17 protein-coding genes are annotated in these 19,440 nt (G+C 68.8%); 10 read left to right on the forward strand and 7 right to left on the reverse strand.

The window, feature by feature from the left end:
- Window positions 1–344: 344 nt before the first annotated feature.
- Window positions 345–995 (reverse strand): hypothetical protein, encoded by a 651-nt coding sequence (locus ABZX37_RS11920; RefSeq protein ID WP_354738589.1) that lies wholly within the window; start codon window positions 993–995, stop codon window positions 345–347.
- 259 nt (window positions 996–1,254) lie between these two features.
- Here ABZX37_RS11920 and ABZX37_RS11925 point away from each other — a divergent pair, with 259 nt between their 5' ends.
- Both ABZX37_RS11925 and ABZX37_RS11930 read left to right on the forward strand, forming a co-directional pair.
- On the forward strand, window positions 1,255–2,292 hold the full coding sequence (locus ABZX37_RS11925) for a polyprenyl synthetase family protein (RefSeq protein WP_354738591.1): 1,038 nt from the start codon (window positions 1,255–1,257) through the stop codon (window positions 2,290–2,292).
- Between the two features lie 12 nt (window positions 2,293–2,304).
- Entirely contained in the window at window positions 2,305–3,696 is a 1,392-nt protein-coding gene (locus tag ABZX37_RS11930; protein WP_354738593.1) for a hypothetical protein, read from the forward strand.
- A gap of 66 nt (window positions 3,697–3,762) precedes the next feature.
- Here ABZX37_RS11930 and ABZX37_RS11935 read toward each other — a convergent pair whose 3' ends face one another.
- From ABZX37_RS11935 to ABZX37_RS11950, 4 genes are all read right to left on the reverse strand, one after another.
- A complete protein-coding gene (locus ABZX37_RS11935) occupies window positions 3,763–4,827 on the reverse strand; it encodes a 2-oxoacid:ferredoxin oxidoreductase subunit beta (RefSeq protein ID WP_354738595.1) in 1,065 nt (354 codons plus the stop codon).
- Window positions 4,824–6,752 carry a 2-oxoacid:acceptor oxidoreductase subunit alpha gene (locus tag ABZX37_RS11940; RefSeq protein ID WP_354738596.1) on the reverse strand — a complete coding sequence of 643 codons (1,929 nt, stop codon included), beginning with the start codon at window positions 6,750–6,752 and terminating at the stop codon, window positions 4,824–4,826. The genes ABZX37_RS11935 and ABZX37_RS11940 overlap by 4 nt, the downstream gene beginning before the upstream one ends.
- 279 nt (window positions 6,753–7,031) lie before the next feature.
- Window positions 7,032–7,793, reverse strand: a complete 762-nt coding sequence (locus ABZX37_RS11945; protein WP_354738600.1) for an enoyl-CoA hydratase — start codon at window positions 7,791–7,793, stop codon at window positions 7,032–7,034.
- A gap of 51 nt (window positions 7,794–7,844) precedes the next feature.
- Window positions 7,845–8,288, reverse strand: a complete 444-nt coding sequence (locus ABZX37_RS11950) for an Lrp/AsnC family transcriptional regulator (RefSeq protein WP_037712217.1) — start codon at window positions 8,286–8,288, stop codon at window positions 7,845–7,847.
- A gap of 74 nt (window positions 8,289–8,362) precedes the next feature.
- On the opposite strand from ABZX37_RS11950, the gene ddaH reads away from it, so the two are divergent.
- Window positions 8,363–9,208, forward strand: a complete 846-nt coding sequence (ddaH, locus tag ABZX37_RS11955) for a dimethylargininase (protein ID WP_354738602.1) — start codon at window positions 8,363–8,365, stop codon at window positions 9,206–9,208.
- Between the two features lies 1 nt (window position 9,209).
- Here ddaH and ABZX37_RS11960 read toward each other — a convergent pair whose 3' ends face one another.
- Together ABZX37_RS11960 and ABZX37_RS11965 are read right to left on the reverse strand one after the other, a co-directional pair.
- Complete coding sequence (locus ABZX37_RS11960; protein WP_354738603.1) at window positions 9,210–10,229, reverse strand: hypothetical protein; 1,020 nt, start codon at window positions 10,227–10,229, stop codon at window positions 9,210–9,212.
- A gap of 58 nt (window positions 10,230–10,287) precedes the next feature.
- Window positions 10,288–11,148 carry an alpha/beta hydrolase gene (locus tag ABZX37_RS11965; RefSeq protein ID WP_354738605.1) on the reverse strand — a complete coding sequence of 287 codons (861 nt, stop codon included), beginning with the start codon at window positions 11,146–11,148 and terminating at the stop codon, window positions 10,288–10,290.
- Between the two features lie 97 nt (window positions 11,149–11,245).
- On the opposite strand from ABZX37_RS11965, the gene ABZX37_RS11970 reads away from it, so the two are divergent.
- The 7 genes from ABZX37_RS11970 to ABZX37_RS12000 all read left to right on the forward strand — a co-directional run bounded on the left by ABZX37_RS11970 (window position 11,246) and on the right by ABZX37_RS12000 (window position 19,432).
- Window positions 11,246–11,710, forward strand: coding sequence for a CGNR zinc finger domain-containing protein (locus ABZX37_RS11970; RefSeq protein WP_354738607.1), 465 nt, complete (start codon window positions 11,246–11,248; stop codon window positions 11,708–11,710).
- 177 nt (window positions 11,711–11,887) lie between these two features.
- Window positions 11,888–12,520 carry a polysaccharide deacetylase family protein gene (locus tag ABZX37_RS11975; protein WP_354738609.1) on the forward strand — a complete coding sequence of 211 codons (633 nt, stop codon included), beginning with the start codon at window positions 11,888–11,890 and terminating at the stop codon, window positions 12,518–12,520.
- A gap of 413 nt (window positions 12,521–12,933) precedes the next feature.
- Window positions 12,934–13,632, forward strand: a complete 699-nt coding sequence (locus ABZX37_RS11980; protein WP_354738611.1) for a glycoside hydrolase family 75 protein — start codon at window positions 12,934–12,936, stop codon at window positions 13,630–13,632.
- Between the two features lie 221 nt (window positions 13,633–13,853).
- On the forward strand, window positions 13,854–15,188 hold the full coding sequence (locus tag ABZX37_RS11985) for a nucleotide sugar dehydrogenase (RefSeq protein ID WP_354738613.1): 1,335 nt from the start codon (window positions 13,854–13,856) through the stop codon (window positions 15,186–15,188).
- 82 nt (window positions 15,189–15,270) lie between these two features.
- On the forward strand, window positions 15,271–16,392 hold the full coding sequence (locus ABZX37_RS11990; RefSeq protein ID WP_354738681.1) for a glycosyltransferase family 4 protein: 1,122 nt from the start codon (window positions 15,271–15,273) through the stop codon (window positions 16,390–16,392).
- 146 nt (window positions 16,393–16,538) lie between these two features.
- Window positions 16,539–17,843, forward strand: a complete 1,305-nt coding sequence (locus tag ABZX37_RS11995) for an exopolysaccharide biosynthesis protein (protein WP_354738615.1) — start codon at window positions 16,539–16,541, stop codon at window positions 17,841–17,843.
- Window positions 17,840–19,432 carry a Wzz/FepE/Etk N-terminal domain-containing protein gene (locus ABZX37_RS12000; RefSeq protein ID WP_354738617.1) on the forward strand — a complete coding sequence of 531 codons (1,593 nt, stop codon included), beginning with the start codon at window positions 17,840–17,842 and terminating at the stop codon, window positions 19,430–19,432. The genes ABZX37_RS11995 and ABZX37_RS12000 overlap by 4 nt, the downstream gene beginning before the upstream one ends.
- Window positions 19,433–19,440: the final 8 nt, after the last annotated feature.

The raw sequence follows: 19,440 nt of genomic DNA on the forward strand, positions 1-19,440 counted from the left end.
TTTTTAGTGTGACTACGGCGCGGGGGTGCTTGTCAAGGCGGGAAAGATGCCTTGACAAGCACCCCCGCGCCGTGTTTTTGGCTTCGTATCGGGGGTGGGGAGGTGTGGGTGCCTCGATGGGTTGGGTGCAGCGGCTGCGGTTCGGTGGGGGTGGGGGCTTGCGCCCCAATGTGGCATTGGGTGCGTCAGATGCACCCAATGTGGCGTTCGGTGCGTCGCATGCACCCAATGCCACATTGGGGCGCGTCGCGGCGGGCGGTGAGCGGGCGGGCTTCACGGACCGTCGAGGGTCGTGAGGGGAACCCTGAGGGAATCAGAGTCAATGAGGGTTCCCCTCACGGACTTCAGGGGGTGGGGGCGCAGGCGGTGTGGCCTACGGTGACCGATCCCGAAGCGCCGGAGGCGGGGGCGAAGTCGATGCGCAGCATGGTCAGGGTCATGCTTCCGTCGCCGGGGAGCGTTTGGATGTTGAAGACCGCATTCGCCAGTACGGTTCCATCGCTCTTCGTCAGCGGCTTGGTGTAGTTCGCGGGGATGGGGGACGGCAGGCCGCTGATTCCGGTGAGGCCGCTCAGGGTCCAGTTCGCGTTCGTGCCGCTCTGGGTTGCCTTGCAGGTCACCGTGTACGACGAGATGCGGATGCGTTTGCCGCCCGTGCTCACCAGGGCCGACAGTTCGAAGTTGTTGCCGGTGGCGGTCGAGGTTGTGGTGGTGACGTCGTTCGCGGGGTCGACGACCTCGGTGGTGCAGCTCGACGTGCCGCCGCCGAACGTGACGCCGGGTTTGGACACTGCGGTCGCGGAGCCGCTGGTCGGGCCTTCTACGGCGCACGGGGCCTGCGTCGGGATGGAGATCGTGGTTCCGGCCTTGGCGAAGTTCGCGTTGCCGGTGTCGGCGACTCCGGCGGGGCTGTCCGCGGCGGCGGGGCCGGCAGCGGCGAGCAAACCGGTGGCGGCCAGTGCCGCGGTGGCCAGTGCGGTGCGCTTGATGATCATGTCTCGTCTCCTCGCTGCTGATGCTGCTCAAAGGTCTATCCGCAGGTCCGAATCGCCCGTTGCGTCCTCGGGCGGCGATCACCCGTCCGGGATCGCGGATCAACCCGTTCGTGGCCTGGCGCGCGACTGGGGCGGCAGTGTCGCGTTCGTCACCGTTTCCGCAGGACAGCGGGTAAAGGCAGGCCGCGGGGCAACCACTACCCTGAAGGGGGTAACCGACTGGCGACGAGCGCCACGAGAGAGCGGAGCCGACGTGTCTGTGTCTTCACCACCTCCGGGGGCGGCCCGGGATGGCGCTGTCGAGGACCTGCGCGCGACCGTCGGGCTGCAGATCCAGGACGAGCCCTTGCTGCGCGCGATCGCGGGCGGGCTGGCGGACGTCGAGACGATGCTGCGGGACGTCGTGAAGAGCGACGTGCCCGCCGTGCACGACGCGGCGTTGCACCTGGTCGAGGCGGGGGGCAAACGTTTTCGTCCGTTGTTCACGCTGCTGTCCGCGCAGTTCGGGCCGAAGCAGGGCGAGCAGGTGCTGATCGCGGCTGCCGCGGTCGAGCTGGTGCACCTGGCGACGCTGTATCACGACGACGTGATGGACGAGGCGACCATGCGGCGCGGCGCGGAGAGCGTCAACTCGCGCTGGGACAACACCGTCGCCATTCTCACCGGCGACTACCTCTTCGCCCACGCTTCGCGGCTCGTCGCCGACCTCGGCACGGACGCCGCGCGGATCATCGCCGAGACGTTCGGCGAGCTGGTCAGCGGCCAGATGCGCGAGACCGTCGGGCCTGGACCTGGCGACGATCCGGTCGAGCACTACCTCACCGTGATCGCGCAGAAGACCGGTTCGCTGATCGCGACGTCGGGACGCTTCGGCGGCATGATGTCCGGCGCGGCCGAGGAGCACATCCAGGCGCTGCGCCGCTTCGGCGACATCATCGGGGCGGCCTTCCAGATCTCCGACGACGTCATCGACATCGCGTCGCCCTCGGTCGAACTCGGCAAGGCGCAGGGCACTGACCTGCGGGAAGGCGTTCGTACGCTGCCGATGCTGTACGCGCTGGCCGATCCGGGCACCGACCCGCGGCTCGTCGAGCTGCTCGCCGGCCCGATCACCGACGACGACCTGGTGGCCGAGGCGCTCGAGCTGCTGCGCCGTTCCAGCGGCCTCGAACGCGCGCGGGCAACCCTTTCCGACTACGCTTCCCGAGCACGTGCCGAGCTCGCCTCGCTGCCCGCTTCCCCTGCGCGCGACGCTTGCGAGTCGGTCGCCGACTACCTGGTCGCGCGAACGTTCTAAAAGGGGCGAGAAATGTCCATTTTCGGGCAGGTGTGGCTCTGGAGCCTGCTGGCCTTCATCGTCGGCGCGGTCATCGCCTGGCTGGTGCTGGCGCGTCCGGCGCGCAAGCGGGTACGCGAACTGGAAGCGGAACTGGCGAGCGCGCACGCCGACACGGCACGCGCCGCGGCCAGCACGCCCGCGCGCACCGCGGTGCTGCCGCCCGCGGAGGACTGGACCAGAGACCGCCGCGAGCACGCTCCGACGGAAGTCATCCAGGCGACGAGCGCTTTCGAGCCGGAAGCCGAGTACGACGCGGAATACCGCACGGCTCCGGAACCGGTGGCCTCTGTGGACATTGCGGAGTCTCCTGAGGACGACGTCGACGAGGCGTTCGCTCAGGCCGAGGCCCGCGAACACCAAGCGGCGAACGGTCTTTTCGACAGCGCACCGGCCGAGAGCGCTCCGGAAGACTCCGGTTCGGCCTATCGCGCCGCGGCCACCGAGTACCTGCAGCCGGTCGACACCGGTTCGCACCGCATCGCCGAACCGGCCGAGGACCACGACAGCGGCTACCACCGCATCGCGGAACCGGCGGACGAGCACGACAGCGGATACCACCGCATCCCGGAGCCGGTCGACGTCCCGGCGGCGGACTACTCCGAAGCGGACAGTCCCGCCGAGCAGGAGCAGAGCCACTACCTGGCCGAACCGGCCGACGGACTGTCCTCTTTGGAGCGACGGCTCGACCCGACTCCGTTGGACAGCACCGCTCCGGAGCCCGAACCGGTCTCGCTGTTCCGCCCCGGGCCAGGCCGTGCGGCCGAGCCGGAGCCGGACTGGTTCAACCAGACGGACGCGCCGCAGCGGTCGGCGTTCGAGGAACCCGCCGAGCCGGTCGAGTCGGCCGTCGGTCACCTCGAAGAAGACTCGACGACTGATCACCTGGTCCCGAACCCCGAGCCCGCCGCGGAGTCCATTGAGGACACTGCGGACGCCGCGGGAAGCCAGGGCTTGCCGAAACGGCAGCGCCGCGAATCGCCGCGCGGCGGTTTCGACGCGCCGCAGCCGATCCAGCCGTCGATGCGCCCGGTGGAGCGCCGCGAGCCGGATCTCGCCGGTGGGCACAGCGGTTCGCTGTTCGAGCCGTCGGTGCAGCCGAATCAGGCCGCGATGGCTGCTCCGGAGCCGCCGCCTGCTCGCCAGACCGCCGATGACGCGGTGCCGCCGGGGCCTTTTGGTCCGGGTTCGGCGATGCCGCGTCCGGGTGGCGGGCGCCCGGCGGACGGTTTCACGGTGAAGGCGAGCGTGACGGCGTTGCGGTATTGCGGCGAGGATTCGCCGCAGTTCCCGAAGATGGTCGCCGAGGTGTGGTTCCGCAGCGCGGCTGATGCTGAGCGGGTCGGGTTCCGGCCCTTGCACTGAGTCCACATGCGACAGAGGCCGCCACCCCCTCGGGGGTGGCGGCCTCTGTCGTAAGTGGACTAAAGCCTAAACGACGGTCCAGGTGTCCTTGCCCCGCAACAAACCCTGCAGGTCTGGCTTTCGCGCCTCACGCGCCTGCTCGACCTGGGCCCGCGCCGCGTCGTCGTACGTGGGCCGTTCGACCTGGCGCAGGATGCCCGTCGGGACGTGGTTCAGGTTCTGGTCGCCGAGGCGGGAAAGCGCGAAGGCGTACGACGTGTCCGCGATGGACGGGTCGTGCACCACCAAGTTTTCCTCGCCGATTTCCGCGACCTTGCCGACGTCCAAACCGCCCCAGTCGCCGCGGCGGACGCCGTATTCGCCTTCCGCGCCGAAGCGGATCGGTTCGCCCGCGCGGAGCGGGATCAGCCGGGAAGCGGCTTCGTCCTTGTCCTTCAACACATCGAACGCGCCGTCGTTGAAGATCGGGCAGTTCTGGTAGATCTCCACCAGCGCCGAACCGCGGTGTTTCGCCGCCGCCTCAAGGACTTCGGTCAAGCCCTTGCGGTCGGAATCCATCGCGCGGCCGACGAACGACGCCTCCGCGCCGATGGCCAGCGACAGCGGGTTGAACGGCGTGTCCAGCGAACCCATCGGCGTCGACTTCGTGACCATGCCCTGGTCGGACGTCGGCGAGTACTGGCCCTTGGTCAGCCCGTAGACCCGGTTGTTGAACAGCAGGATCTTGATGTTCACATTGCGCCGCAACGCATGGATCAGGTGGTTGCCGCCGATGGACAGCGCGTCGCCGTCGCCGGTCACGACCCACACCGACAGGTCCGGGCGCGTCGTGGCGAGCCCGGTCGCGATCGACGGCGCGCGGCCGTGGATCGAGTGCATGCCGTAGGTGTTGAGGTAGTACGGGAACCGCGACGAGCAGCCGATGCCCGAGATGAAGACGATGTTCTCGCGCTTGAGCCCGAGCGTCGGCAGGAAGGACTGCACGGCGTTGAGCACCACGTAGTCGCCGCAGCCGGGGCACCAGCGCACTTCCTGGTCGGACTTGTAGTCCTTGGCCTTCTGCGGTTCGTCGGTGGTCGGCACCAGGTCGATGCCGCCCAATTGCGGCAGCCCGAGATCGATGGCGGTCACTTGACGCCCTCCGGAACGAGGTTGGCGATGATGTCGGAGAACACGTTCTGCAGCTCCTCGGCCTTGAACGGCAGGCCGGCGACCTTGGTGTAGGAATGCACGTCCACCAGGAACTTCGCCCGCAGCAGCAGCGCGAGCTGGCCGAGGTTCATCTCCGGGACCACGACCCGGTCGTAGCGCGCGAGCACCTCGCCGAGGTTGTGCGGCAACGGGTTCAGGTGCCGCAGATGCGCCTGCGCGATCGGCATCCCGAGCTTGCGCACGCGGCGGCAGGCCGCGCCGATCGGGCCGTAGGACGAACCCCAGCCCAGCGCCAGCACGCGCGCCTCGCCGGACGGGTCGTCGACCTCCAGGTCCGGCACGTCGATGCCGTCGATCTTCGCCTGGCGCAGCCGCACCATCTTGTCGTGGTTGTCCGGGTCGTAGGAGATGTGGCCGGTGCCGTCGGCCTTCTCCAGCCCGCCGATGCGGTGCTGCAGCCCGGGAGTGCCCGGGATCGCCCACGCCCGCGCGAGCGTCTCCGGGTCGCGCACGTACGGCCAGAACTCGCCGGATCCGTTGTCGGAGTTGGGTTCCGAGGCGAATTCCACGCGCAGGTCCGGCAGGTCGTCGACGTTCGGGACCAGCCACGGCTCGGAACCGTTGGCGATCGCGCCGTCGGACAGCAGCAGCACCGGGGTGCGGTACTTCAGCGCGATCCGGGTGGCCTCGATCGCCGCGTCGAAGCAGTCGGCGGGCGAGAGCGGCGCGACGATCGGCACCGGCGATTCGCCGTTGCGGCCGTACATCGCCTGCAGCAGGTCGGCCTGCTCGGTCTTGGTCGGCAGGCCGGTGGACGGCCCGCCGCGCTGCACGTCGATGATCACCAGCGGCAGTTCGGTCATCACGCCGAGGCCGATGGTCTCCGACTTCAGCGCGACGCCGGGACCGGACGTGGACGTGATGCCCAGCGCCCCGCCGTAGGACGCGCCGAGCGCGGCTCCGATGCCGGCGATCTCGTCTTCCGCCTGGAAGGTGATGATGCCGTAGTTCTTGTGCTTGGACAGCTCGTGCAGCACGTCCGAGGCCGGGGTGATCGGATACGTGCCGAGCAGGATCTGCAGCCCGGACTGCTGTCCGGCGGCCACGATCCCGTACGCCAGCGCGGTGTTCCCGGTGATCTGCCGGTAGGTGCCCTTGTCCAGCTTCGCGGGCGCGACCTCGAAGGTGGTCGCGAACGATTCGGTGGTCTCGCCGTAGTTCCAGCCTGCCCGGAAGGCAAGGATGTTCGCCTCGGCGATGTCCGGCTTCTTGGCGAACTTCTCGCGCAGGAACCGCTCGGTGCCCTCGGTCGGCCGGTGGTACATCCACGACAGCAGGCCGAGCGCGAACATGTTCTTGCAGCGTTCGGCGTCCTTCTTGCCGAGTCCGGTGTCGGCGAGCGCGCCCTGGGTCAGGGTCGACATGGCGACCCGGTGCACCTGGAACGGCGACAGCGAATCGTCGTCGAGCGGGTCGGTTTCGTAACCGACCTTGACGAGGTTCCGCTTGGAGAACTCGTCGGTGTTGAGGATGATCGTCCCGCCGTGCGGGACGTCGCGCACGTTCGCCTTGAGCGCGGCGGGGTTCATCGCGACGAGGACGTCCGGCCGGTCGCCCGGCGTGAGGATGTCGTAGTCGGCGAAGTGCACCTGGAAGGACGAGACGCCGGGGATGGTGCCCTGTGGTGCCCGGATCTCGGCCGGGAAGTTCGGCATGGTCGACAGGTCGTTCCCGAACGCCGCCGCCTCCGAGGTGAACCGGTCGCCGGTCAGCTGCATCCCGTCGCCCGAGTCGCCGGCAAACCGGATGACCACCCGGTCCAGCTTGTTCACCTCGGTGGAGCGGGACGCGGTCAGCGCGCCTTGCCCGTTCCCGGCCGCGCTGCCGTTCGCACTGGTGCTCATGGGTCAGGGAATCCCTCTCTCCCGGCGTGCTGCGGGCCAGGGTCGGCTCCCCGGGGAGCCCGCCGAGGCCTGTTTCCGAGGTTACTCGCCACACGTCAGGCCGCGGTCGGAGTGCGGTCAAGTGTGGGGTACCCAGGCCCACCGGGGTGTCCTCGATCGTAGGGCGAATCAGGCCGTCGTCCGGAGTGACGCGCGTCTCTTGCCGCCCGCGCGGCACTGACCAGCAGTTTGCTCCAGGTTGAGGGTTCCCGGAATGTGGGAATTTGTGCGCGGTGCCGGTCAGCGTCCGCTGATGCGGGCCTTCATCGCCGCCAATCGCTCGGCGAATGCCGGTGCGGCCAGCGATTCCAGTTGTGGAACGAGTTCGGCGTCGACCGCCGCGGCGTGTTCGGTCAGGCCGCTCGTCTGCCGCATAGTCCGCTTGGTGGACAGCACGACCTCGCGCGGCGCGGCGACCGTCGGGGCGGCGAGGTCGCGCGCGGCCTGGACCAATGCGTCGTGGTCGCCGTCCACAAAGCGCAGTGCGAACCCGGCCCGCACCGCGGATTCCGCGGTAAGGGTTTCGCCGAACAACGCCATCGCGGACGCCTGCTGCGGACCGAGGATCCGTTGCGACATCCAGGTCATGCCGCCGCCGGGGTGCAGGCCCAGTTCGAGGAACCGCGGGATGAACTTGGCGTGCGGTCCCACGAGACGGACGTCGGCGGCCAGCGCGAGGTTCAGACCAGCGCCGACGGCGGCCCCGCCGACCGCGGCGATCGTCGGCAGACTGCATCCGGCGACAGCGAGGAATCCCGCGTACACTGAGCGCAGCCCTTCGGCGTCGGCCTTGCCGAGCGCGGTGAGGTCCGCGCCCGCGCAGAACGCTGGCGGTGCGCCAGTAACAATCACGGCGTGCACGCTCTCGTCGGCTTCGGCGCGCGCGACCGCCGCGGCCAGCTCGGCGGAGAGGTCGAGGGTGAGCGCGTTGCGGCTCTTCGGAGCGTCGACGGTGAGCAGCGCGACGCCCTGGTCGTGCTCGCTGTGAATGCGGTCGGTCATGGCGCTCAGCATCGCAGGCGCGGGTGTGCCGCTGCCGGTTGGAACCGTCACTCAGGAGGGCGTCGGCGGGCGCTCCAGCAGCCGGGACAGCACGACCGTCGACACTGTCCGGTCGATGATCTCCAGCCCGCGCAGCCGTTCCAGCGCGGTCTCCAGGTGGTGGATGTCGGCGGCGCGCAGGTGCACGATCGCGTCCGCCGCGCCGGACACGGTGTACGCGGCGACGACCTCGGTCAACGGTTCGAGCCGGGCCCGGATCCGGCCGGGCGTGACGTTGCCCTGGCAGTGCACCTCGACGAACGCCTCGGTGCCCCAGCCGAGCGCCTCCGGGTCGACGACCGCGGTGAAGCCGCGCAGCACGCCCGTTTCCAGCAGCCGGTCCACGCGCCGCTTCACCGCCGGGGCGGACAGCCCGACCACCTTGCCGATCTCCGCGTAGCTGGAGCGGGCGTTGGCCACCAGGCAGGAAACGATTCGCTGGTCGATGGTGTTCACACGCAATGTTTAGCACGCAGGTGCGCAGTGAACAGCGATTGATTGCGAGATTAGGTCCACCTTAGCCTGGTTGTATGCAGGGAGAGGCTGTGCCGCCGCGGGTGCCCACGCCCCGCCGTTACCTGATGTGCCCGCCGCGCTATTTCGCCGTCGACTACGCGATCAACCCCTGGATGGACCCCTCCAAGCCGGTCAGCGCGGACGTCGCCGTCACGCAATGGACCGAGCTGCGCGACACCTATCGCCGCCTCGGCCACACCGTCGAGGAAATCGATCCGCAACCCGGCCTCCCGGACATGGTGTTCGCGGCCAACTCGGGCACCGTCGTGGACGGGCGCGTGCTCGGCTCACGGTTCCGCGCCCCGCAGCGCGCCGCCGAGGCGGAGCACTTCCGCCGCTGGTTCCTCGAACACGGCTACCGCGACCTGACCATGCCGGAGAAGATCAACGAGGCCGAGGGCGATTTCGCCTGGACCGGACGGCTGCTGCTGGCCGGCACCGGCTTCCGCACCGACCCGGCCGCGCACGCCGAGGCGCAGGAGGTGCTCGGCGTCCCGGTCGTGTCGCTGCAGCTGATCGACCCGCGTTACTACCACCTGGACACCGCGCTGTTCGTGCTGGCCGAGGCGACGGACACGGCGACCGCGCAGATCGTCTACTACCCGGACGCGTTCTCGCCGGGTTCGCAGCGCGTGTTGCGGCGGATGTTCCCGGACGCTGTCCTTGCTACTGCGGCTGATGCCGAGTGCTTTGGGTTGAACGGGGTGTCCGACGGGCGCAACGTGGTGTTGCCGGTCGAGGCGACGGACCTTGGTGCTCGGCTCGTTGAGCGGGGTTACGAGCCGGTGTATGTGGATATCTCGGAGCTGCGGAAGGCTGGCGGCGGGCCGAAGTGCTGCACGTTGGAGATCCGCAAGTAGGTCAGTGCGGGTACTCCAGCGGCTCGATCGAGGACTGCTCCGGGAACGGTCCGGACGGCAGTGCGCGCGGGTCGATCTTGCGCACGGTGAGGTCGATGTTGGTGTGGGTGTACCCGTTGTCCTTCATGGCCGCGGGTACCCCGAACTTCGAGAACGAGCAGTCGCGGGTGAATCGGCCGCGGCTGACGTCCCAGTCGGTGCCGCCGGTGCTGTAGACGGTGTAGTGGCCGTCCGCGATGCCGCTCGCGGAGGTGGTGGCTCCTGCCTTCACGTACACGGTGAACACCGGGTGGGAGAGGTCGGCGAACGTCACGGCCTGGTCGGTGCCGGAGACGTTCTTGATGCTGACGCTGTTCTTGCCGCCGCCCGCGCCGGCGAGGACCGCGCCGTTTTCCGCGCTGCGGTTTGGTTCCGGGTGGGCGTCGGGGAAGAGCGGGCCGAGGTGATACGGGTGGGCCGGGTCTGCGGTGGCCAGTTTCGAGAGGGTGTCGCGCAGTCCGGCGATGCCTTGGTCGTTGCTCAGCTCCGCGACGGCTGAGACTCCGCCGCACAGCTTGTCCGTCAGCGCGCTGCTCCCGATCTTCGGAACGGAGCTGTTGTAGAGCACGGTGAAGTCGGACAGCAGCGCGCGGTTGGTGCCGCGGATCGCGTCCGGGGGAAGGGCGGAGTCGAGCTGCTGGATGGCGCTGCTGACCGCGCTGCCGAGACTCGAGCTCGCGTTGTTCACCTCCGCGGGGGTGGTCGCCTGCCCGAGCTGCTGAACGGCCGGGGTGATCGACGCGCCGATCGCGGTGAGGAGCTTCTGGTAGCCCGCCGGGTCGAGCGGGGCCGAGGGGGCGGTGCTGCTCGGCGGGCTGGAGCTGGTGGTGGCGCTGGCCGGGCTGCTCGTCGCGGGTGCGGCTACCGGGTCGTCGTCCGAGCGGGTCGTCAGGTGGATGACGAGGGCGGTGGCGAAGACGACGAACACGACGGCCGCGGCGATCGGCCGGGGAGACAACTGCGGTTTCGCAAAGCGGGGCACTGGCCGATTTTCCGCGCAGGACAGGCGGTTTCGGGTCGGTAGTTTTGCCGGACCCGCGCTACTTCAGGACCCGGCCGAGGAAGCCGCGCAGGTAGCCCGCGACGACGTCTAGGTGGCTTTCCAGCAGGAAGTGGCCGCCGTCGATCAGGTGCACCTCGGTGTCCTTGGCGTCGCGGGCGAAGGCTTCCGCGCCGGCCGGGCCGAAGATCTCGTCGTTGCGACCCCAGACGGCGAGCACGGGGACGTCGTAGGTCCGCAGGAATTCGTGCAGCTGCGGGTAAAGCGGGCGGTTGTGCTGGTAGTCGCGGAAGAGCGCGAGCTGGATTTCGTCGTTGCCGGGGCGGGAAACCCGGGCGTGGTCGTGTTCCCAGGTGTCCGGGCTGACCTGGCTCGGGTCGGGGACGCCGTGCAGGTACTGCCAGCGGATGGCGTCGTAGCTCAGCGCGGTGCGGACGGCCGGTTCGGTGTCCGGGCCGGGGTTCGCGCCGTAGGCCCAGAGGCCGGTCCAGAACGAGTCGACGAAGCCTTCCTCGTACCCGTTGCCGTTCTGCGTGACGATCGCGGAGATCCGGTCGGGGTGCTTGAGCGCGAGCCGCCAGGCGATCGGGGCGCCGTAGTCCTGGACGTAAACCGCGTAGCGGTCCAGGCCCAGCTGGTCGAGGAGGCCGGAGGTGAGGTCGGCGAGGGCGTCGAAGGTGTAGTCGAACTCGTCGGCCGCGGGGGCGGCGGAGTGGCCGAAGCCGAGGTGGTCCGGCGCGATCACGCGGTAGCGGTCGGCCAGCAGCGGGATGAGGTTCCGGAACATGAACGAGCTGGTCGGATACCCGTGCAGCAGGACGATCGCGGGCGCGTCGGCCGGTCCGGCCTCGCGGTAGAAGAGCTGCTGGCCGTCGACGGCGGTCGTCCGGTGCTGGATCATGACTAACCCCTTTGAAGTTTTAATCTGGTTAGGTCCCGCCATGGAAGCACGGTCGAGCTAACCTGTCAAAGGGTTCAGTCTGGTTAGGAGAGCTTCGATGGACGCGCTGCTCGACCTGCTCAACAGCAGGCCGCTGATCGACGGCGAGGAACGGGACGCGCTCGACCGGCAGTGGGCGCGGGAGCGCGGCGGCGACGGGAGTGCCGCGGAGCTGCAGCTGTTGCGGCAGGCGCGGGATCTCCTGCGCGACGTCGTGCGCGGGGACAGTTCGCCGGTCGCGTTGCGTCCGCTGCTCGACGGGGTGCGTCAGGTGCCGGAGGTTTCCGCGGACGGCCTCAACTGGGAGGTCGAGACGCCGCCGCACGCCCGGTTGGCGGTTGGGGCGGTTCTGGACTGGGCGGCGCTCGAAAAGGATCTTCCCGGACGGCTGCGGGCCTGCGCCAATGACGAGTGCCAGTTGTTCCTGCTCGACCGCAGCCGGGCGAACCGGGCGCGCTGGTGCTCGATGGCGGCTTGCGGGAACCGGGAGAAGGCCCGGCGGCACTATCAGCGTAATCATTGAACCTTCACCCAAACGTGTGAAGATTCAGGTTGTCTACAAGTGTGGACGTATTCCGATTTTCCTGCGGGAGTGTTTTCTACACGCCGGAAGTGTGTTGTTGACCATGGGATCGGCGCCGGTAACTACTCCGTTTGCGAATCCGATTAATCGGGTACGGTACGTCGGACGGGAGGCGCGATGATCACCTTTGCGGTGCACGGCATTGGCAAACCCCTGCGAGCCCTCGACCCGGGAGAGGACGAGCGGTGGATCACCGTGGAGCAGTTCGACGCGCTCCTGGACGTCGTCTCGGGGACGGGCGCACAGCTCACTTTCGACGACGGGAACTCCTCGGACGTCGAGATCGCGTTGCCGCGGCTGGTCGAGCGCGGGCTTTATGCCGAGTTCTTCCCGTTGGCGGGCCGGGTCGGCGAGCGCGGGTACGTCGATCGCGACGGGCTGCGGCAACTGGTGGACGCGGGGATGCACGTCGGATCGCACGGCTGGGACCGGCTGGACTGGCGGCGGCTCGACGGTTCGTTCGCGGTGCGCCGGGAGCTGGACGAGGCACCGCGGTTGCTGGAGCAGCTGAGCGGCACCCCGGTGCGGCGGTTTTCGCTGCCGGAGGGGCGCTTTGACCGGCGAGTGCTGACGCATCTGCGCGAGGCCGGGGCGACCCGGGTGTACGCGAATGTCGGCGGGGTGCGCGGGGCGGCGCTGGTGCGGTCGCGGACGGAGATCCGGTCGGACCTGAGCTCGCGCTGGGCCGAGGCAGTGAGCCGCCGCCCGCGCCGATTCCCGACCCGCTGGGCATCTCGCCCGGGCCGGTAACTCGCGGTCCGGTCCGTGAAGGGCTCCTTCACGTACTTGGGTTCCACTGCCGGGGACTTCAAGGCGGCGCTGCAAGTGCGGTTGAGACCCGTTCGCCCAAGCCGAAGGGGGCCGGGCGCGGCTCTTGTCAGGCCAGCGTGGGCGGCGGAACGGGACGGGCTTCCAGGCACGGTCACCTGACGACAAATCAGGCATTCCGGCGGTTCTGACGTCCTTTGTGGACGGTCGGCGGGCATGGGCTGCGTGGCTTAAGTACCGGCATTGGACCTCGACCCCTGACGGGTTCCCTTCATGGGCTGCTCGGTTCGGCGGGAAAAAACACCCCCTTTTGGCGGGTTGTGACCGCATCCGTTCGGCGGCATCCTGAGCGCGCGCCGCCGTAAGGAAAGTTTCCTAATAAACAGGGAGCGTCGATGCGGAAACTCGTCCTGCTCGCGATTCTGGCGATAGCCGCCGCTGTCCTGCCCGCCGCGCTCGCCTCCGCGGCGACCCCGGCTTCGAACCCCGCCGCGGAAAGAGTTCAGGCGGGCCCGACTGCGGACCAGATCCTCGCCAAGGTCGCCTCCTGCAAGCAGATCTCCAACGGCAAGTACAAAACCGACGAAGACTCCGGCAGTGCGACCGTCCCGGTGTGCGACGCGGGCAAAGCGGTCTTCTGGAAAGCCGACATGGACATCGACTGCGACGGCCAGCGCACCACCGAGTGCAACGAGAACACCGACTGCTGCTTCCTCCCCGACACCGCCTTCCCGCAATCCGACGGCAAGCCGCTCAACGCCGCCAAACTGCCCTACATCGTGGTCCCGTCTTCGAGCAGCATCTGGAACTACGAAAACTCCGGCCTCCGCGGCGGTGGTTCCTGTGCGGTGATTTACAACGGCAAGGTCGAGTACGCGGTCATCGGCGACACCGGGCCGAACAAGATCATCGGCGAGGCGTCGTATGCGACGGCCAAGGATCTCGGCATCAATCCGGACCCGAAGAACGGCGGTGTCGACTCCGGCGTGACCTATGTCTGCTTCAAGAACTCGGCGGTGAACCCGATCGAGGATCACGGTGCGGCCACGAGCACCGGGGAAAAGCTGGCGTCGGCGTTCGTGGGCGGAAACTGAATTTTCCGAAGCTTCGGAAGGCATTCACTGCCCTTTCCGGACAACGGTGGGCAAATTCCCCGGGCGATGCGGCCGGATGGGGTAACCGCCGGTCCGGTGGGCGGCGCAAGGCGGGAATCCGTGCGAGGACACGGGTTCCCGCCTTGTTATGCGGAACCGGTAACGAAGCCCGTCCGCGCTCCGACCAATGAGCAGCGATGCGGTCGGGCGGAGGTTTCGTTGTGAAGATCAGCGTCTTCGGGCTGGGATACGTCGGGTGCGTGTCCGCGGCTTGCCTGGCGGGACAAGGGCACGAGGTCGTCGGAGTGGACGTCAATCCGGCGAAGGTGGACTTGGTGACGGCCGGCAAGGCGCCGGTGGTCGAGGAACGGATCGGGGAATTGACCGCGGAAGTGGTCGCCTCCGGGGCATTGCGGGCGACGACCGAGGTGGCCGAGGCGATCCTCGCGACGGACGTTTCCCTGGTGTGCGTCGGCACGCCGTCCGCGCCCAACGGGAGTCTTTCCACGGAGTACCTGCAACGCGTCGCCGAGCAGATCGGCGATGCGTTGAAAGAACGAAAAGCCTTAGGGAACAACGAGAATCGGCACACGGTGGTGTTCCGGAGCACGATGCTGCCGGGCACCTGTCTCGGGTTGCTCGTGCCGATCCTGGAAAAGCGCAGCGGCGGTACCGCGGGGGTCGACTTCGGCGTCGCGGTGAACCCGGAATTCCTGCGCGAGGGCACCAGTGTCCGCGACTTCTTCCAGCCGCCGAAAACGGTGATCGGCGAGTTCGATCCGGGCAGCGGCGACGTCGTGGCGAAGCTGTACGAGGGGCTGCCCGGCGACGTGTTCCGCGTGCCGATCCCGGTCGCGGAGATGACGAAGTACGCGGACAACGCTTTCCACGGCGTGAAGATCGGTTTCGCGAACGAACTCGGCGCGATCTGCCGTGCGCTCGGGCTCGATTCGCATCAGGTGATGGACGTGTTCCTGGCCGACCGCAAGCTCAACATCAGCCCGGCGTACCTGCGGCCCGGCTTCGCCTTCGGCGGCTCCTGCCTGCCGAAGGATCTGCGCGGGCTGGTCTACGCCGCGCGGCAGGCGGACGTCTCGGTGCCGTTGCTCGCGCACGTGCTGCCGTCGAACGCCGAACATCTCCACCGGGCGTTCGAGTTGGTCGCGCGGACCGGGAAACGCAAGATCGGGCTGTTCGGGCTTTCCTTCAAACCGGGCACCGACGACCTGCGCGAGAGCCCGCTGGTCGAACTCGCGGAACGCTTGCTCGGCAAGGGATACGACCTCAAGATCCACGACGCCAACGTCAGCCTCTCGCGGCTGATGGGGGCCAACCGCGAGTACATCGAAAGCAGGCTGCCGCACCTCGGGCAGCTGCTCGCCGGGTCGGTGCAGGAGGTGCTCGACCACGCCGAGGTGTGCTTGATCGGCACCTCGGACCCGGAGGTGCTGGCCGCGCTGCCGCACGGCAGCGGGCCGGTGCTGGTCGATCTGGTCCGCGTCCCGGACGCCGCCGCGCGCCGGGCGGAAGAGGGGTACGTCGGCCTTGCCTGGTGAAGGCTTTTCCGAGAACGAAATCCTGCGGAACCGGGTCGCGCTGATTCTCGTCGAGAATCTGTCGGTGCCGTTTGACCGGCGCGTGTGGCAGGAATGCCAGACGCTGCGCGACGCCGGGATGACGGTGCACGTGATCTGCCCGCAGGGCACGAAACGGGACACTGAGGCCGAAGTCGTGCTCGACGGCGTGCACATCCACCGGTATCCGCTGCAGGCGGCGACCGGCGGGCCCGCCGGGTACGCGCGCGAGTACGGATCCGCGCTGTGGCACACGTTCCGGCTCGCGCGCAAGATCGGCCGGGTCGACGTCGTGCACGCCTGCAACCCGCCGGATCTGCTGTTCCTCGTCGCCCGGATGCTGCGAAGACGCGGCGCGAAGTTCATTTTCGATCAGCACGACCTGGTGCCGGAACTGTATTTGTCCCGATTCGACCGCGGGCAGGATTTCCTTTACCGCGGCGTTTGTGCGTTGGAACGTTCCACCTATCGCGCGGCGGACGTCGTGCTGTCCACCAACGAGAGCTACCGGCAGGTCGCGCGGATCCGCGGCGGCAAGGCGCCCGAGGACGTGTTCGTGGTCCGCAGCGCGCCGGTCGTGGAGCGGTTCCACGAGGTGCCGGTGGAGCCGGAACTCAAGCGCGGCAAGCCGAATCTGCTCTGCTACCTCGGTGTGATGGGCCCGCAGGACGGCGTGGACTACGCCCTGCGCGCGCTCGCGTCGCTGCGCGACGAGGTGGGCCGCGACGACTGGCACGCGGTGTTCGTCGGCGCGGGCGACACGTTCGACGAGATGGTCGCGTTGTCGCATCAGCTCGGATTGTCCGGACAGGTGGAATTCACCGGCCGGGTGTCCGACGAGGATCTGCTGCGGTATTTGTCCGCGGCCGACGTGTGCCTTTCGCCGGATCCGCTCAACCCGCTCAACGACGTGTCGACGATGAACAAGGTCATGGAGTACATGGCCATGGGCAAACCGATGGTGTCGTTCGAGTTGCGCGAGGCGCGGGTGTCGGCGGGCGAGGCGGCGCTTTACGCCCCGGCCAACGACATCGCGGAGTTCGCGAAGCTCGTCGCTGTGCTCTTGGACGACCCGGAGCAGCGGGAACGGATGGGACAACTCGGCAAGCAGCGCGTGCGCGGACCGCTCGCCTGGGGCAATTCCCAGGCAGCGTTGATCAAGGCGTACGAGCGTGCGCTGGGTTGAGCCGGGTCGCGTTTCGAACAAGGTTCGGCCGGATGGTGTAACCAACCGGCGCGGTGCCGCGACGGGGTCAATGACCCGTGCGTCGGCCCGTGAGGGGAGACCTGGTTTTGAGTGACGAAACAGTACGCCTTTCTGTTGTGGGGAAGGTGGTGCGCCGACGGTGGCGAGCGTTGCTTCTGCTCGCGGTCATCGGCGCGGGTGTCGGGGCCGGGGCTTCCGCGGTGCTTTCGCCGGGGTACGAGGCGCAGGCCAGCGTGTTGCTGCAGGGACCGCGGCAGCCGGACGAACTGCTGACCCAGGCACAGGTGGCGACCAGTTCGGTGGTGCTCGACCGGGCGTCCGCGGCGCTGGGGCTCGGGACTCGCGGGACTGACTTGCAAAAATCGGTCACGCCGTCGGTCGCGCAGGGCAATGTCGTGACGCTCACCGCGAAAGGCGACAGCCCGGAGCACGCACAGCAACTGGCCGACCAGGTCGCCAAAGAGTTCGTGAAGTATTCGACGCAATTGCTCGGAAATTCCGCGGATCAGGCCGCGCAACTCGCGCAACAGCAGAAGGAATCGCTGCGGCAGCAGGTCGCGCAGACCAACCAGCGGATCCTCGACCTGTCGAAGTCGGTGGCGAACGGCGACACCGTCGAGGGTGTGCAAGCACGCACGACGCTGCAGGGGTTGCGGACGGCGCTGGAGCAGGCGGTCAACAACCTGAACGCGGCGGACGCGGCGACCGGCGCGGGCAACATGGTCGTGCTCGGCCCGTCCGAACGGCCGTCCTCGCCGTCCGCGCCGACGTTCCCGCAGTTGACGGTCGGCGGTGCGGTGTTGTTCTTCGTGCTCGGGATCCTGGCCTACCTGTTCGGGGCGAGGACCGACCGGAGGCCGCGCGGCGAAGGCGAAATCGGCGCGGCGCTGGGCGCTCCGGTGCTGGCGAGCATCGACACCCCGGCGGTTTCGGACGCACCGGCGAAGTGGTGGCGGAAGGCGGTCGGGAACGAACGGCCGTGGAATCTGCCCGAGGTGCCGTCGTCGGCCGACGACACGGCACGGGAGGTGCGGTACCGCCGCGTGCTCGCGCGGCTGGGTGCGGATCGCGACGGAGTGTTGCGGCTGCTGATTCTTGTTCCGCGCGGGGACGCCTCGGCGCGGAACGTCGCGGAGCAGTTCGTCGGCACGGCTCGCGGCGACCGCATCCGCGTCGAGGCGACGGTGACCGAAATCGAGGTGGTGCCCGGGGCACAGCCGATCGTGCCGGACGGAACGGCAGGGGTGCTCGTGGTGCTCTCGCTCGGCTCGCGCAACGCGTGGGAATTGGTTTCGATCGCGGAGGCCTGCGCGGACTCGGGGCACGAGGTTCTCGGTGCCGTGCTGGCACGGGAAGTGCACGTCGCGGGCGGACCGAAGCAGAAGCCGGTCGCCAAGCCGCGGACCGATGAACTGGCTGGTGCGCGATGAGCGCCGGGCAGGCCCAGCCGCTGGTGGATCTCCAGCGGCTGGTGGTCGCGCTGCGGCGCAAGCGGCGGTTCTGGCTGACGACCGCGCTGGCCGGACTGATTCTCGGCTGTGCGGTGGCGATCCTGCTGCCCGCGCCGCCCACCGCGGTCACGAAAATCATCGTGATCCACCCCAGCGACTCGCCGACCGACAGCGGCACCCTCATGCGCACCGACGTCGCCGTGCTCTCGACGGCGAACATGGCGGCAGCCGCGCTGAAACGGATCAACAACCCCGAATCGCCCTCGGATTTCCTGAAGGACTACGCCGGGCTCGGCCTCACCAACAACGTCATGCAGGTGACGGTCAAGGGCAAGAGCAAGGACGACGCGGTCGCGAAGGCGAAGGCGCTCGCGGACGCGTTCATCGCGGACCACACGGCCCGCACCCAAGCCGCCGCGACCGGCCGCTCGAAAGCGTTGCTGCAGCAGCGGGATCAGGCGCAGGCGCAATTGGCCGACATCGACAATCAGGCCGCGACCGAGGTCGCGAGAGGGCGTAACTCCAACGCGGGTGCGCTGGAGCAGCTCTATACGCAGCGGGCGAGCCTGGTGTCGAAGATCGCCGATCTGCAGAACCAGGCGCAGCAGGCCGGGATCGGGTCGCCGGAGGTCATCGCCGGGACGCAGATCGTGGACGCGCCGGCGGTCCAGCCGGTGTCGAAGCTGAAGACCTATGGCACGGACGGCGGCGTCGGGCTGGCCTTGGGTCTCGCGCTCGGGCTCGCTTTCGCCGCGGTGTCCGCATTGGTCCGGGACCGGCCGGTCTTGCGTCGCGAAATTTCTCAGCACCTCGGGGCGTCGGTGATCGCGCAGGTCGGCGTGAAGCCGATCGGCCCGGCGAAGCTGTGGCGACGCTCGAAGGCGGTCACCGAGTCCAGTCGGGTCGCGCTCACGCTGGCGCGGGCTGCGCGGGAGGACCGGGCTTCGTTGTCGCTGCTGGAGATCGGCGCGGCTTCGACCGCGGCGGAGCTGGCAGTGGAACTCGGCCGCTCGCTGGCCGAGGACGGGCCGGTGGTGCTCGTGGACGACCTGCCGGGCAAGGAAGTGTCGCGGCTGCCGGTGGAGGGAAACGTCCAGGTCGTCGAGGCTGGCGACCCGGCGGTGGCGCGCGCGGTGCGTCGGGTCGGGGTCGGCACGGCCGCTCCGGGCACGGCGTGGACCGACCTGTCGGCGCTCGGCGCGGAGGCGGTGCTGGTGGTGCGCGCCGGGTTCGCGAACACGCAGTGGCTGCACACCGTCGCGCGGCAGCTCGCCGACTGCGGCGTGCCGATCCTCGGCGTGGTGCTGGTCGATCCGGATCCGAAGGACCGCACCGACGGCACGCTCTGGGACGGGCTGCACACGGCATTGCGCGGGCGGGCGGCGGTGGTCGCGAAGAAACAGGAAGACGCGGTCGAGCTGGCATTGCGCGAGGAGACCAAGCCGATCGAATGGCCGACAAAGCGGGACACCGAGCGCAGGCTCCGGCCGATCGACCGGACCCGGCCAGCGTTGCCGGTGGACCCGGACGCACCTACGAGGCGGCTCAAACCCGTACAGGAAAGCTAGGGGGACGA

The organism is Amycolatopsis sp. NPDC004079 (assembly GCF_040610415.1).
Lineage (GTDB): Bacteria > Actinomycetota > Actinomycetes > Mycobacteriales > Pseudonocardiaceae > Amycolatopsis > Amycolatopsis halotolerans.

Coding starts and splice junctions, on each gene's coding strand:
- ABZX37_RS11980 (WP_354738611.1), top strand. CDS start 12,934: ATGCGGAAACTCGTCCTGCTCGCGATTCTGGCGATAGCCGCCGCTGTC.
- ABZX37_RS11975 (WP_354738609.1), top strand. CDS start 11,888: ATGATCACCTTTGCGGTGCACGGCATTGGCAAACCCCTGCGAGCCCTC.
- ABZX37_RS12000 (WP_354738617.1), top strand. CDS start 17,840: ATGAGCGCCGGGCAGGCCCAGCCGCTGGTGGATCTCCAGCGGCTGGTG.
- ABZX37_RS11945 (WP_354738600.1), bottom strand. CDS start 7,793: ATGACCGACCGCATTCACAGCGAGCACGACCAGGGCGTCGCGCTGCTC.
- ABZX37_RS11930 (WP_354738593.1), top strand. CDS start 2,305: ATGTCCATTTTCGGGCAGGTGTGGCTCTGGAGCCTGCTGGCCTTCATC.
- ddaH (WP_354738602.1), top strand. CDS start 8,363: ATGCAGGGAGAGGCTGTGCCGCCGCGGGTGCCCACGCCCCGCCGTTAC.
- ABZX37_RS11940 (WP_354738596.1), bottom strand. CDS start 6,752: ATGAGCACCAGTGCGAACGGCAGCGCGGCCGGGAACGGGCAAGGCGCG.
- ABZX37_RS11970 (WP_354738607.1), top strand. CDS start 11,246: ATGGACGCGCTGCTCGACCTGCTCAACAGCAGGCCGCTGATCGACGGC.
- ABZX37_RS11920 (WP_354738589.1), bottom strand. CDS start 995: ATGATCATCAAGCGCACCGCACTGGCCACCGCGGCACTGGCCGCCACC.
- ABZX37_RS11965 (WP_354738605.1), bottom strand. CDS start 11,148: ATGATCCAGCACCGGACGACCGCCGTCGACGGCCAGCAGCTCTTCTAC.